The following is a 13,172-nucleotide window of genomic DNA, read 5'->3' on the forward strand; positions in this document are numbered from 1 at the left end:
AATGAAAGGAGGATTATAAATGCCTCGTAAAGGTCCTGTCGCAAAACGTGATGTATTACCTGATCCAATTTATAATTCAAAACTAGTTACTCGTTTAATCAACCGTTTAATGGTAGATGGAAAACGTGGTAAAGCTGCAACAATCTTATATAACGCATTTGATATCGTTAAAGAAAAAACTGGAAACGATCCAATGGAAGTTTTCGAACAAGCTATGAAAAACATTATGCCTGTTCTTGAAGTTAAAGCTCGTCGTGTAGGGGGTTCTAACTACCAAGTTCCTGTGGAAGTTCGTCCAGACCGTCGTACTACATTAGGTTTACGTTGGTTAGTAAACTACTCACGTCTACGTGGTGAAGACACAATGGAAGTTCGTTTAGCTAAAGAAATTATGGATGCTGCGAACAACACTGGTGCTTCTGTTAAGAAACGTGAAGATACACATAAAATGGCTGAAGCGAACAAAGCGTTTGCTCACTATCGTTGGTAAGATAAAAAAGGTTTTTAAACCTTTTTGGTCTCACTTATTGTTAGAAATATAGAAAGAGGTGTAGAACGAAGATGGCAAAAAGAGAATTCTCTCTTGAAAATACTCGTAATATCGGTATCATGGCCCACATCGATGCAGGTAAAACTACAACGACTGAGCGTGTACTTTATTACACTGGTAAAATCCACAAAATTGGTGAAACTCACGAAGGAGCTTCACAAATGGACTGGATGGAACAAGAACAAGAACGTGGTATCACTATTACATCTGCTGCTACAACAGCACAATGGAAAGGCCACCGTATCAACATCATCGACACTCCAGGGCACGTGGACTTCACAGTTGAAGTAGAACGTTCTCTACGTGTATTAGATGGTGCGGTAGCTGTACTTGATGCTCAATCTGGGGTAGAACCTCAAACAGAAACTGTATGGCGTCAAGCTACAACATACGGAGTTCCACGTATCGTATTTGCAAACAAAATGGATAAAATCGGTGCTGACTTCTTATACTCAGTACGTACAATCCACGAACGTTTACAAGCAAATGCACACCCAATTCAATTACCAATCGGAGCTGAAGACAACTTCACTGGTATCATTGACTTAATTAAAATGAAAGCTGAAATCTATACTAATGACTTAGGTACAGATATCCAAGAAACAGATATCCCTGAAGATTTACAAGACTTAGCTGAAGAATGGCGTGAAAAATTAGTGGAAGCAGTTGCTGAAACTGATGAAGAATTAATGGAACGCTATTTAGAAGGTGATGAAATTACAGAAGCTGAATTAAAAGCAGCTATCCGTAAAGCTACATGTGCGGTAGAATTCTACCCAGTATTATGTGGTTCTGCCTTCAAAAACAAAGGGGTACAATTAATGTTAGATGCAGTAGTTGACTACTTACCATCTCCATTAGATGTTCCTTCAATTAAAGGGGTAGACCCTAACACAGACCAAGAAGTAGAACGTCATTCATCTGATGAAGAACCATTCTCAGCATTGGCCTTCAAAGTTATGACTGACCCATTTGTAGGTCGTTTAACATTCTTCCGTGTGTACTCTGGTACTTTACAATCAGGTTCATACGTTAAAAACTCAACGAAAGGTAAACGTGAACGTGTAGGACGTATCCTACAAATGCACGCGAACTCTCGTCAAGAAATTCCAGAAGTATTCTCAGGAGACATCGCTGCTGCAGTTGGTCTTAAAGATACAACTACAGGGGACACATTATGTGATGAAAAAGCTGAAGTTATCTTAGAATCAATGGAATTCCCTGATCCAGTTATCGAGGTTGCTATTGAACCTAAATCAAAAGCTGACCAAGATAAAATGGGTATTGCTTTACAAAAACTTGCAGAAGAAGATCCAACATTCCGCGCTTACACTAACCAAGAAACTGGTGAAACAGTTATCGCTGGTATGGGTGAGTTACACTTGGATATCATCGTTGACCGTATGCGTCGTGAGTTCAAAGTAGAGGCTAACGTAGGTGCTCCTCAAGTATCTTACCGTGAAACATTCCGTGCTTCTACACAAGCTGAAGGTAAATTCGTTCGTCAATCAGGTGGTAAAGGTCAATACGGTCACGTATGGATTGAATTTACTCCTAACGAAGAAGGTGCTGGATTCGAATTCGAAAATGCTATTGTCGGTGGGGTAGTTCCTCGTGAATACATCCCTGCAGTTGAAGCTGGATTGAAAGACGCTATGGAAAACGGTGTATTAGCTGGTTATCCATTAGTGGACATCAAAGCTAAACTTTATGATGGAAGCTACCATGATGTCGATTCATCTGAAACAGCCTTCAAAGTTGCCGCTTCTATGGCATTGAAAGCTGCTGCTAAGAAAGCTCAACCTGCTATCTTAGAACCTATGATGGCTGTTGAAATTACAGTTCCTGAAGAATACTTCGGAGATGTAATGGGGCACGTTAACGCTCGTCGTGGACGTGTTGAAGGTTCTGAAGTTCGTGGTAACGCACAAATCGTTAAAGGTATGATTCCTTTATCAGAAATGTTCGGTTACGCAACTACATTACGTTCTGCAACACAAGGTCGTGGTACTTTCAGTATGACATTTGACCACTATGAAGATGTTCCTAAGAGCATTGCAGAAGAAATCATCAAGAAAAATGGCGGTAACGGAGAATAATCTCCTCCCCATTTGATAACTACCAAATGAACGCTATCGACTGGTTATGTCAGTCATAACCAGTTGATTTTTAAGAGAGTTCTTTGGTATAATTACAATCGGTAGATACTGTTATAGAATCTAACAAAACTCAATTAATAGGAGGAATCATTTAAATGGCAAAAGAAAAATTTGACCGTTCAAAACCACACGTTAACATTGGTACAATCGGCCACGTTGACCACGGTAAAACAACATTAACTGCTGCTATCACAACTGTTTTAGCTAAGAAAGGTTTCGCGCAAGCTCAAGATTACGGTTCAATCGATAAAGCTCCAGAAGAACGCGAACGTGGTATCACAATCAACACTTCTCACGTTGAGTACGAAACAGACACTCGTCACTATGCTCACGTTGACTGCCCAGGACACGCGGACTACGTTAAAAACATGATCACTGGTGCTGCTCAAATGGATGGTGCTATCTTAGTAGTATCTGCAGCTGATGGTCCAATGCCTCAAACACGTGAACACATCTTATTATCACGTCAAGTAGGTGTTCCTTACATCGTTGTATTCTTAAACAAAGTTGACATGGTTGACGATGAAGAATTATTAGAATTAGTAGAAATGGAAGTTCGTGACTTATTATCAGAATACGATTTCCCAGGCGATGACACTCCAGTTGTTGCAGGTTCTGCTTTACGCGCTTTAGAAGGCGACGCTTCATACGAAGAAAAAATCTTAGAATTAATGGCTGCTGTTGACGAATACATTCCAACTCCAGAACGTGACGTTGACAAACCATTCATGATGCCAGTTGAAGACGTGTTCTCAATCACAGGTCGTGGTACTGTTGCTACAGGTCGTGTTGAACGTGGACAAGTTCGTGTTGGTGACGAAGTTGAAATCGTTGGTATTTCAGAAGAAACTTCAAAAACAACTGTAACTGGTGTTGAAATGTTCCGTAAATTGTTAGACTACGCTGAAGCAGGGGATAACATTGGTACATTATTACGTGGTGTTACACGTGACAACATCGAACGTGGACAAGTTCTTGCTAAACCAGGAACAATCACTCCACATACTAAATTCAAAGCTGAAGTTTACGTATTAACTAAAGAAGAAGGTGGACGTCATACTCCATTCTTCTCTAACTACCGTCCTCAATTCTACTTCCGTACAACAGACATCACTGGTGTTTGTGTGTTACCAGAAGGCGTTGAAATGGTAATGCCTGGTGATAACGTAACTATGGAAGTTGAATTAATTCACCCAGTAGCGATTGAAGCTGGTACTAAGTTCTCTATCCGTGAAGGTGGACGTACTGTAGGTGCTGGTTCAGTAGCTGCTATCGAAAAATAATTTTTTAAATTAAATTTTCAAGACTATCCTTTTTGGATAGTCTTTTTTTATTAAATTTTTTTAAAATAAAATGTCAGACAATTGGAAGCGGAAATCAAAAATAAGGCTAAACAGTTAAAAACGTTGATTTAACAACATTTGTAAAGGTTTTAAACCAAAATGAAACACACGGGCGCGTGTGCATAAATAAATGTTGTTAAATCAACGGTTTTCACTTGCAATCAAAAAGAGAATCTTGTATACTATTAAAAGTGCCGCAGAGGAATGTAAATTTTGAAGCAGCATACCCCCCTCTTAAATTAGGAAGGGGAGCTATGAAACGAGAGGTTGCGACACGCCCGGACGCTTTGCCACGAAAGGGTTAAGTCGGAAATTCGCGTGGAGCTAGTCTTATGACAACATTAGACGAAGGAGGAAAGACAATGGCAAAACAAAAAATCCGTATCCGTTTGAAAGCTTACGAACATCGTGCGCTTGATCAATCAGCGGAAAAAATCGTAGAAACAGCAAAAAGAACTGGTGCTAGCGTAGCTGGTCCAATTCCATTGCCAACAGAAAGATCGCTTTACACAGTTATTCGTGCGACTCACAAATATAAAGATTCTCGCGAACAATTTGAAATGCGTACACACAAGCGTTTGATCGACATCGTTAATCCAACGCCAAAAACTGTTGATGCCTTAATGAAGCTTGACTTACCAAGCGGTGTTGACATCGAAATCAAATTATAATAAATAGAAAAATGGAGGTGTAACCATGACCAAAGGAATCTTAGGCAAAAAAGTAGGGATGACTCAATACTTTACAGAAGCAGGTGAACTTATTCCTGTAACAGTAGTTGAAGTAACTCCAAACGTTGTTCTTCAATTAAAAACAATCGAAAACGACGGTTACGAAGCTGTTCAATTAGGTTTCGACGACTTACGTGAAGTTTTATCAAATCGCCCTGCTAAAGGTCATGTAGCAAAAGCAAATGCTACTCCTAAGCGCTTCATTCGTGAATTCAACAATGTCGAGCTTAGCGAGTACGAAGTAGGACAAGAAATTACAGTTGATGTATTCAAAGCAGGAGACATCGTTGACGTAACAGGTACATCTAAAGGGAAAGGTTTCCAAGGTGCTATCAAACGTCATGGACAATCTCGCGGACCAATGGCTCACGGTTCTCGTTACCACCGTCGTCCTGGTTCAATGGGTGGAGCATCATTCCCATCACGCGTTTTCAAAGGTAAAGCATTACCTGGACAAATGGGTGGCGACCGTATCACTATTCAAAACTTAGAAGTAGTGAAAGTCGATGCAGAACGCAATGTAATCTTAATCAAAGGTAACGTACCTGGATCTAAGAAATCATTAGTAGAAATTAAAACAGCAATTAAATCTAAATAATAAATAGGGAAGGAGGAACGAGAGAATGACAAAAGTTACATTATTTAAACAAGATGGAACAACAAACGGAGAAATCGAATTAAACTCAGATATCTTCGGAATTGAACCAAATGAAAATGTAGTATTCGACGCAGTAATCATGCAACGCGCTTCATTACGTCAAGGAACACACGCTGTTAAAAACCGTAGTGCAGTAAGCGGAGGCGGCCGTAAACCATGGCGCCAAAAAGGAACTGGTCGTGCTCGTCAAGGATCAATCCGTTCACCACAATGGCGTGGCGGAGGTATTGTATTCGGACCAACACCTCGTTCATATAGTTACAAATTACCTAAAAAAGTACGTCGCTTAGCGATTAAATCAGTATTATCACAAAAAGTATTGGATAACAAGCTTGTTGTAGTGGAAGCATTACAATTTGACGCACCAAAAACTAAAGAGTTTGCACAAGTATTGTCTAACTTAAACGTAGATACAAAAGTGTTAGTAGTTGTAGAATCTTCAAACGATTTCGCATTATTATCAGCTCGTAACATTCCAAACGTAACAATCGTTGACGAAACAGATGTTACTGTATTAGACGTTGTAAACAACGACAAACTATTATTCACAAAAGCAGCTCTTTCTAAAGTAGAGGAGGGACTTCAATAATGGATGCACGTGACGTAATCAAACGCCCTATCATTACTGAAGCTTCAATGCTTGCTACTGACGAAAAGAAATACACTTTTGAAGTTGATGTACGTGCTAACAAAATTCAAGTACGTCAAGCCGTAGAAGAAATTTTTGGTGTTAAAGTTGAAAAAGTTAACATCTTAAACGTACGCGCTAAATTCAAACGTGTTGGCCGCTACGGTGGTTACACTAACAAACGTCGTAAAGCAATTGTGAAGCTTACAAAAGATTCAAAAGATATTCAATTATTCGCTGAAGAAGCTTAATCTTCAGAATGAAAAACTACTATTATAATAGGAGGAAATAGACGTGGCGATTAAAAAATATAATCCAACCTCAAACGGCCGTCGTAATATGACAGGTTATGACTTCAGCGAAATCACAAAGTCAACACCAGAAAAAACTTTGTTGGAATCATCAAAAAACAACGCTGGTCGTAACAGCCAAGGTAAAATCACTGTACGTCACCAAGGTGGCGGACACAAACGTGCTTACCGTGTGATCGACTTCAAACGTAACAAAGATAACGTTGAAGGTGTCGTTCACTCAATCGAGTACGATCCAAACCGTACAGCAAACATTGCATTAATTCACTATGTAGATGGTGTTAAAGCATATATCATTGCTCCAAAAGGTTTACAAGTAGGACAACGTATCGAATCAGGAGAACATGCTGATATTAAAGTAGGTAATGCTTTACCATTAGCAAACATTCCAGTTGGTACTGTGATCCACAACATTGAAACAAAACCAGGTAAAGGCGGACAATTAGTTCGTTCAGCTGGTACAAGTGCTCAAGTACTTGGTCAAGAAGGTAAATACACTTTAGTTCGTTTGAACTCAGGTGAAGTTCGTATGATTCTTTCAACTTGCCGTGCTACAGTTGGTACAGTTGGTAACGAACAACACGAATTAATTAACTTCGGTAAAGCAGGACGTTCTCGTTGGAAACGTAAACGCCCAACAGTTCGTGGTTCTGTAATGAACCCTAACGATCACCCACACGGTGGTGGTGAAGGTCGCGCTCCTATCGGACGTCCAACACCTGTATCTCCATGGGGCAAACCAGCTCTTGGATACAAAACTCGTAGCAAGAAAGCTCGTTCTAACAAGCTTATTGTTCGTGGTCGTAAAAAATAATTAATAACTAGATAACAAATCTGATTCTATTAAATTCTTGGAAGGAGGATTTCCGTAATGGGTCGTAGTTTGAAAAAAGGACCTTTCGTCGATGAACATTTGATGAAAAAGGTTGAAGCTGCTCAAGGTAGCGACAAAAAAGTTGTGATCAAAACTTGGTCACGCCGTTCAACAATTTTCCCAAACTTTGTTGGACAAACAATTGCTGTATATGACGGCAGAAAACATGTTCCAGTTTATATTCAAGAAGACATGGTAGGACATAAATTAGGTGAATTTGCACCTACAAGAACATACCGTGGTCACGTGAATGACGATAAGAAATCTAAACGCAAATAACGAGGGGAGGACTTGAAAAATGTCAGAACAAATCACATCTGCTAAAGCAGTTGCTAAAACAGTTCGTATTGCACCTCGTAAAGCTCGCCTTGTTGTCGATCTAATTAGAGGTAAAAAAATCGGTGACGCAATTTCAATCTTGAAATTCACACCACGTTCTGCATCACCAATCGTAGAAAAAGTTTTAATGTCTGCAATTGCTAACGCTGAACACAATTTCGACTTAGATGTTGAAAACTTATATGTAAGTGAAGCTTACGTGAACGAAGGACCAACAATGAAACGTTTCCGTCCACGTGCTAAAGGTTCAGCTTCACAAATCTTAAAACGCACAAGCCACATCACTGTAGTGGTATCAGAGAAGAAGGAGGGATAATCAGTGGGTCAAAAAATTCATCCATTAGGAATGCGTGTCGGAATCATCCGTGACTGGGATTCAAAATGGTACGCAGAAAAAGATTTCGCAGAATTCTTGCATGAAGATTTAAAAATCCGTGATTATATCCGTAAACAATTAAACGAAGCTAGCGTTTCAACTATTGAAATTGAACGTGCTGCTAATCGTGTTAATGTTTCAATCCACACAGCTAAACCAGGTATGGTAATTGGTAAAGGTGGATCTGAAGTAGATAAATTACGTACAAACTTAAACAAACTAACAGGTAAACGAGTTCACATCAACATTGTTGAAATCAAAAAACCTGATTTAGACGCTAAATTAGTTGCTGAAGGAATCGCTCGCGACTTAGAACGTCGTATCGCTTTCCGTCGTGCACAAAAACAAGCAATCCAACGTACAATGCGCGCTGGTGCTAAAGGAATCAAAACTATGGTTTCAGGTCGTTTAAACGGTGCTGATATCGCTCGTTCTGAAAGCTATTCAGAAGGAACTGTTCCATTGCATACATTACGTGCGGACATTGACTACGCATGGGAAGAAGCAGATACAACATACGGAAAATTAGGTGTTAAAACTTGGATTTACCGTGATGAAGTATTACCAACAAGAAAGAACAAAAACTCTGAGAAAGGAGGGAAATAAACATGTTAGTACCAAAACGTGTAAAACACCGTCGTGAGTTCCGTGGAAAAATGCGCGGGGAAGCTAAAGGTGGTAAAGAAGTAGTATTCGGTACATACGGTTTACAAGCAACAGAATCTCACTGGATTACAAACCGTCAAATCGAAGCAGCACGTATCGCTATGACACGTTACATGAAACGTGGTGGGAAAGTATGGATCAAAATTTTCCCTCACAAATCATACACAGCTAAAGCTATCGGGGTTCGTATGGGTTCTGGTAAAGGGGCACCTGAAGGTTGGGTAGCACCAGTTAAACGCGGTAAAGTGATGTTCGAAATCGCTGGCGTATCAGAAGAAGTAGCACGCGAAGCTTTACGTTTGGCATCACACAAATTGCCAGTTAAAACAAAATTTGTGAAACGCGAAGAAAATGGTGGTGAATCGAATGAAGGTTAATGAACTTAAGAAAGAACTTAAAGGGTTATCCACTGCTGAACTTGTTGAAAAAGAAAATGAATTAAAACAAGAACTATTCAACTTACGATTCCAACTTGCTACTGGGCAATTAGAAGGTACAGCACGCATTCGTGAAGTACGTAAACAAATTGCGCGTATCAAGACTGCATTGCGTCAAGAAGAATTGCAAAAATAATCATCAGCAAAGGAGGCAATGAACATGACTGTAGAACGTAACCAACGTAAAGTATATCAAGGACGCGTTGTTTCAGATAAGATGGACAAAACGTTAGTAGTTGCAATCGAAACTTACAAACGTCACTCAACTTACGGTAAACGTGTTAAATATACGAAAAAATTTGTAGCTCATGATGAAAATAACTCAGCAAAAGTTGGGGACATTGTTAAGATTATGGAAACTCGTCCATTGTCAAAAACAAAACGTTTCCGCTTAGTTGAAATTGTTGAAGAAGCAGTAATTATTTAATTTCAATTGTGTATACATTTGAAAGGAGGAACCAATAGTGATTCAAACAGAAACTCGACTAAAAGTGGCTGACAACTCAGGCGCTCGTGAAGTGTTAACAATTAGAGTTCTAGGCGGATCTGGCCGCAAAACAGCTAATATCGGTGACGTAATCGTTGCATCCGTTAAACAAGCAACACCAGGTGGAGTTGTTAAAAAAGGGGATGTCGTTAAAGCTGTAATCGTTCGTACTAAATCAGGTGCACGTCGTAAAGACGGTTCATACATTAAGTTCGACGAAAATGCATGTGTAATCATTCGTGATGACAAGAGCCCTCGTGGAACACGTATCTTTGGACCAGTTGCACGTGAATTACGTGATAACAACTACATGAAGATCGTTTCATTAGCTCCAGAAGTATTATAATTCTCATCAAAATCGAAGGAGGTGTAACACATGCACGTTAAAACTGGTGATATCGTAAAAGTAATCTCAGGTAAAGACAAAGGTAAAGAAGGAAAAATCTTAAAAAGTTTTCCTAAGAAAGACCGTGTAATCGTTGAAGGTGTTAACATTGTTAAGAAACATCAAAAACCATCTCAAGCGAACCAAACAGGGGGAATCGTTGAAGTGGAAGCTCCAATTCATGTTTCAAACGTAATGTTCGTAGACCCAACTACAGGTAAAGCATCTCGTACAGGCTTTAAAGTAGAAAACGGTGAAAAGGTACGTGTACCTAAAGGTCGTAATAAAGCATAATTCAGTAATTTGAGGAAGGAGGACCATCCTGCATGAATCGCTTAAATGCAAAATACAAAAACGAAGTAGTACCTTCATTAGTTGAGAAATTTAACTACAAATCAATTATGGAAGTACCAAAAGTAGAAAAAATCGTTATTAATATGGGTGTTGGTGATGCAACATCTAACGCTAAAAACTTAGAAAAAGCAGTTGAAGAGTTAACATTAATCTCTGGTCAAAAACCAGTTGTAACAACTGCGAAGAAATCAATCGCTGGTTTCCGTTTACGTGAAGGTATGCCAATCGGAACTAAAGTTACTCTACGTGGTGAACGTATGTATGACTTCTTAGACAAGTTAGTAACAGTTTCATTACCTCGTGTACGTGACTTCCGTGGGATTTCTAAAAAATCTTTTGATGGACGCGGTAACTATACATTAGGTGTTAAAGAACAATTAATCTTCCCAGAAATTGACTACGATCGCGTAGACAAAGTTCGTGGTATGGATATTGTTATCGTAACAACAGCTAATACAGACGAAGAAGCAAAAGAATTATTAACTCAACTTGGAATGCCTTTCCAAAAATAAAAATTAAACTCACAGGAGGCGAGTAGTTTGGCTAAAAAATCAATGATCGCAAAGAACAAACGTCCAAAAAAATATTCAACTCAAGAATATACTCGTTGTGAACGTTGTGGTCGACCACATTCAGTTTATCGTAAATTCAAACTTTGCCGTATTTGTTTACGTGAGCTTGCCTATAAAGGGCAAATCCCAGGAATGAAGAAAGCAAGTTGGTAATCATTACTACTTGATAAAGGAGGTACTCATTAATGGTTATGACAGATCCAATCGCGGATTTCTTAACTCGTATTCGTAACGCGAACATGGTTCGTCACGAATCACTAGAAGTTCCGTCATCAAACATGAAAGTTGCTATTGCAAACATCTTAAAATCTGAAGGATTCATCAAAGATTTCTCAGTTGAAGAAGATGGTAAACAAGGCATCATGAAAGTGTTCTTGAAATATGGAAAAAATAACGAACGTGTAATCACAGGATTGAAACGTATTTCTAAACCTGGTTTACGTGTTTATGCTAAAACAGGTGAAGTTCCTAAAGTATTAAATGGTTTAGGAATTGCAATTGTGTCAACATCAGAAGGTGTTATCACAGATAAAGAAGCAAGAGCTAAAAACGTAGGTGGAGAAGTTCTAGCATACGTTTGGTAATCTAGTAAATAAGGAGGTGCAGCCAAGTGAGCCGTATCGGAAATAAACCAGTCGTTATTCCTGCAGGAGTAACAGTAGACTTAAAGGACAATACAGTTACTGTAAAAGGTCCTAAAGGTGAATTAACTTATACATTCAACCAAAACATTTCTTTAGAACAACGCGAAGGTGAAGTAGTATTCACTCGTCCAGATGATTCAAAAGAAAACAAAACAATCCACGGAACAACTCGCGCAGTATTCAACAACATGGTAGTTGGTGTTACTGATGGATTCCAAAAAGAATTGGAATTAATCGGGGTTGGGTATCGTGCTCAATTACAAGGTAAAAACCTTGTATTAAACGTTGGATATTCTCATCCAGTGGAGTTCACTCCAGAAGAAGGTATCGAAATCGAAGTTCCTTCAAATACAAAAGTAATCGTTAAAGGTTATGACAAACAAAAAGTTGGCGAATTAGCTGCTAACATTCGTGGCGTACGTCCTCCAGAACCTTATAAAGGTAAAGGAATTCGTTACGTTGATGAATTTGTACGTCGTAAAGAAGGTAAAACAGGTAAATAATTTTAGTGATTATTTACCTTTTGTTGCGCTTGATGCAGCATAATTAAATAATAAGAGGTGAAAATTGTGATTACAAAACCAGACAAAAATAAAGTGCGTCAAACTCGTCACGCACGTGTTCGTCGCAAAATTTCTGGTACTGCTGAGTGCCCACGCTTGAACGTTTTTCGTTCTAACAAAAACATCTACGCTCAATTAATTGATGACGTAGCGGGTGTGACGCTAGCAAGTGCCTCTACTTTAGATACTAATGTAGAAAACGGAACAAAAACTGAGGAAGCTTCTGCTGTAGGTAAATTAATCGCAGAACGCGGACTTGAAAAAAATATTAAGAAAGTAGTCTTTGACCGTGGTGGATACTTATACCATGGACGTGTAAAAGCTTTAGCTGAAGCAGCACGTGAAAATGGACTAGTATTCTAGGAAAAGGAGGATCCACAATTCATGGTTAATGTTGATGCAAGAAACTTAGAATTAGAAGATCGTGTTGTTGCGATTAACCGCGTTACAAAAGTTGTAAAAGGTGGACGTCGTTTACGTTTTGCTGCTTTAGTAGTTGTCGGTGACCATAATGGACATGTTGGTTTCGGTACTGGTAAAGCTCAAGAAGTACCAGAAGCTATTCGTAAAGCTATTGAAGATGCTAAGAAAAACCTTATTGAAGTTCCAACTAGTGGTTCTACAATTCCTCACGAAGTTATCGGTCGTTTCTGCGGTGGTAACGTATTGTTAAAACCAGCTCAAGCCGGTTCAGGAATTGCTGCAGGTGGACCAGTTCGTGCCGTTGTTGAATTAGCAGGTATTTCAGACGTAACTTCAAAATCTTTAGGTTCTAACACACCAGTTAACATGGTTCGTGCTACAATCGAAGGATTAAAACAATTAAAACGTGTTGAAGATGTTGCTGCTTTACGTGGCAAATCAGTTGAAGAACTTTTAGGATAAGGAGGACATTATAATGGCAGAATTAAAGATTACTTTAAAGAAAAGCTTGATTGGACGTCCTCAAAACCAAATCGATACTTGTAAAGCATTAGGCTTAACAAAAATTCGTTCAACAGTTGTTAAACCAGCTAACGTAGCAATTAAAGGTATGGTTAACACAGTTTCACATTTAGTGGATGTTGAGGAAGTTTAATTTAAAACTTATAAGAG

General features: G+C 39.0%; 23 protein-coding genes. All 23 read left to right on the forward strand.

Annotation, left to right across the window (positions count from 1 at the left end; genetic code table 11):
* Positions 1–19 precede the first annotated feature (19 nt).
* The 23 genes from rpsG (at position 20) to rpmD (ending at position 13,155) form a co-directional block, all read left to right on the forward strand.
* The gene (gene rpsG / locus NQ540_RS01695) at positions 20–490 is read left to right on the forward strand and encodes a 30S ribosomal protein S7 (RefSeq protein WP_005607491.1); all 471 of its coding nucleotides are present in this window, start codon (positions 20–22) and stop codon (positions 488–490) included.
* A gap of 71 nt (positions 491–561) precedes the next feature.
* Positions 562–2,649, forward strand: a complete 2,088-nt coding sequence (fusA, locus tag NQ540_RS01700) for an elongation factor G (RefSeq protein WP_005607488.1) — start codon at positions 562–564, stop codon at positions 2,647–2,649.
* Positions 2,650–2,804: 155 nt separating this feature from the next.
* Positions 2,805–3,992, forward strand: a complete 1,188-nt coding sequence (gene tuf / locus NQ540_RS01705; RefSeq protein WP_005607487.1) for an elongation factor Tu — start codon at positions 2,805–2,807, stop codon at positions 3,990–3,992.
* Positions 3,993–4,414: 422 nt separating this feature from the next.
* On the forward strand, positions 4,415–4,723 hold the full coding sequence (rpsJ, locus tag NQ540_RS01710; protein WP_039849279.1) for a 30S ribosomal protein S10: 309 nt from the start codon (positions 4,415–4,417) through the stop codon (positions 4,721–4,723).
* 25 nt (positions 4,724–4,748) lie between these two features.
* On the forward strand, positions 4,749–5,381 hold the full coding sequence (gene rplC / locus NQ540_RS01715; protein ID WP_005607483.1) for a 50S ribosomal protein L3: 633 nt from the start codon (positions 4,749–4,751) through the stop codon (positions 5,379–5,381).
* A 25-nt stretch (positions 5,382–5,406) separates the two neighbouring features.
* Positions 5,407–6,030: a 50S ribosomal protein L4 gene (rplD, locus tag NQ540_RS01720; RefSeq protein WP_005607481.1), complete on the forward strand. Its 624-nt coding sequence runs from the start codon at positions 5,407–5,409 to the stop codon at positions 6,028–6,030.
* The gene (rplW, locus tag NQ540_RS01725; RefSeq protein WP_005607479.1) at positions 6,030–6,320 is read left to right on the forward strand and encodes a 50S ribosomal protein L23; all 291 of its coding nucleotides are present in this window, start codon (positions 6,030–6,032) and stop codon (positions 6,318–6,320) included. The genes rplD and rplW overlap by 1 nt, the downstream gene beginning before the upstream one ends.
* 43 nt (positions 6,321–6,363) lie before the next feature.
* Positions 6,364–7,194 carry a 50S ribosomal protein L2 gene (rplB, locus tag NQ540_RS01730; protein WP_039849227.1) on the forward strand — a complete coding sequence of 277 codons (831 nt, stop codon included), beginning with the start codon at positions 6,364–6,366 and terminating at the stop codon, positions 7,192–7,194.
* A gap of 57 nt (positions 7,195–7,251) precedes the next feature.
* Complete coding sequence (gene rpsS, locus NQ540_RS01735) at positions 7,252–7,533, forward strand: 30S ribosomal protein S19 (RefSeq protein ID WP_005607475.1); 282 nt, start codon at positions 7,252–7,254, stop codon at positions 7,531–7,533.
* Positions 7,534–7,552: 19 nt separating this feature from the next.
* Positions 7,553–7,909: a 50S ribosomal protein L22 gene (rplV, locus tag NQ540_RS01740; RefSeq protein ID WP_005607473.1), complete on the forward strand. Its 357-nt coding sequence runs from the start codon at positions 7,553–7,555 to the stop codon at positions 7,907–7,909.
* A gap of 3 nt (positions 7,910–7,912) precedes the next feature.
* Entirely contained in the window at positions 7,913–8,575 is a 663-nt protein-coding gene (rpsC, locus tag NQ540_RS01745) for a 30S ribosomal protein S3 (RefSeq protein ID WP_005607471.1), read from the forward strand.
* Positions 8,576–8,577: 2 nt separating this feature from the next.
* Positions 8,578–9,012 carry a 50S ribosomal protein L16 gene (gene rplP, locus NQ540_RS01750; protein ID WP_005607470.1) on the forward strand — a complete coding sequence of 145 codons (435 nt, stop codon included), beginning with the start codon at positions 8,578–8,580 and terminating at the stop codon, positions 9,010–9,012.
* A complete protein-coding gene (rpmC, locus tag NQ540_RS01755; RefSeq protein WP_005607469.1) occupies positions 9,002–9,208 on the forward strand; it encodes a 50S ribosomal protein L29 in 207 nt (68 codons plus the stop codon). The genes rplP and rpmC overlap by 11 nt, the downstream gene beginning before the upstream one ends.
* Positions 9,209–9,232: 24 nt before the next feature.
* Entirely contained in the window at positions 9,233–9,499 is a 267-nt protein-coding gene (gene rpsQ / locus NQ540_RS01760; RefSeq protein ID WP_039849226.1) for a 30S ribosomal protein S17, read from the forward strand.
* A 37-nt stretch (positions 9,500–9,536) separates the two neighbouring features.
* Positions 9,537–9,905 (forward strand): 50S ribosomal protein L14, encoded by a 369-nt coding sequence (gene rplN / locus NQ540_RS01765; protein WP_005607465.1) that lies wholly within the window; start codon positions 9,537–9,539, stop codon positions 9,903–9,905.
* Positions 9,906–9,935: 30 nt separating this feature from the next.
* On the forward strand, positions 9,936–10,238 hold the full coding sequence (gene rplX, locus NQ540_RS01770) for a 50S ribosomal protein L24 (protein WP_005607463.1): 303 nt from the start codon (positions 9,936–9,938) through the stop codon (positions 10,236–10,238).
* A gap of 32 nt (positions 10,239–10,270) precedes the next feature.
* Positions 10,271–10,810, forward strand: coding sequence for a 50S ribosomal protein L5 (gene rplE, locus NQ540_RS01775; protein WP_005607461.1), 540 nt, complete (start codon positions 10,271–10,273; stop codon positions 10,808–10,810).
* Between the two features lie 27 nt (positions 10,811–10,837).
* Positions 10,838–11,023, forward strand: a complete 186-nt coding sequence (locus NQ540_RS01780; RefSeq protein ID WP_005607459.1) for a type Z 30S ribosomal protein S14 — start codon at positions 10,838–10,840, stop codon at positions 11,021–11,023.
* Between the two features lie 32 nt (positions 11,024–11,055).
* Positions 11,056–11,454: a 30S ribosomal protein S8 gene (gene rpsH, locus NQ540_RS01785; RefSeq protein WP_005607457.1), complete on the forward strand. Its 399-nt coding sequence runs from the start codon at positions 11,056–11,058 to the stop codon at positions 11,452–11,454.
* A gap of 26 nt (positions 11,455–11,480) precedes the next feature.
* Positions 11,481–12,017: a 50S ribosomal protein L6 gene (rplF, locus tag NQ540_RS01790; RefSeq protein WP_005607455.1), complete on the forward strand. Its 537-nt coding sequence runs from the start codon at positions 11,481–11,483 to the stop codon at positions 12,015–12,017.
* A 66-nt stretch (positions 12,018–12,083) separates the two neighbouring features.
* A complete protein-coding gene (gene rplR, locus NQ540_RS01795; RefSeq protein ID WP_039849225.1) occupies positions 12,084–12,440 on the forward strand; it encodes a 50S ribosomal protein L18 in 357 nt (118 codons plus the stop codon).
* A gap of 21 nt (positions 12,441–12,461) precedes the next feature.
* Complete coding sequence (gene rpsE / locus NQ540_RS01800) at positions 12,462–12,962, forward strand: 30S ribosomal protein S5 (protein WP_005607452.1); 501 nt, start codon at positions 12,462–12,464, stop codon at positions 12,960–12,962.
* 13 nt (positions 12,963–12,975) lie between these two features.
* Positions 12,976–13,155 (forward strand): 50S ribosomal protein L30, encoded by a 180-nt coding sequence (rpmD, locus tag NQ540_RS01805; protein WP_005607451.1) that lies wholly within the window; start codon positions 12,976–12,978, stop codon positions 13,153–13,155.
* Positions 13,156–13,172 lie beyond the last annotated feature (17 nt).

The sequence above is a fragment of the Granulicatella adiacens ATCC 49175 genome (assembly GCF_025150565.1).
GTDB lineage: Bacteria > Bacillota > Bacilli > Lactobacillales > Aerococcaceae > Granulicatella > Granulicatella adiacens.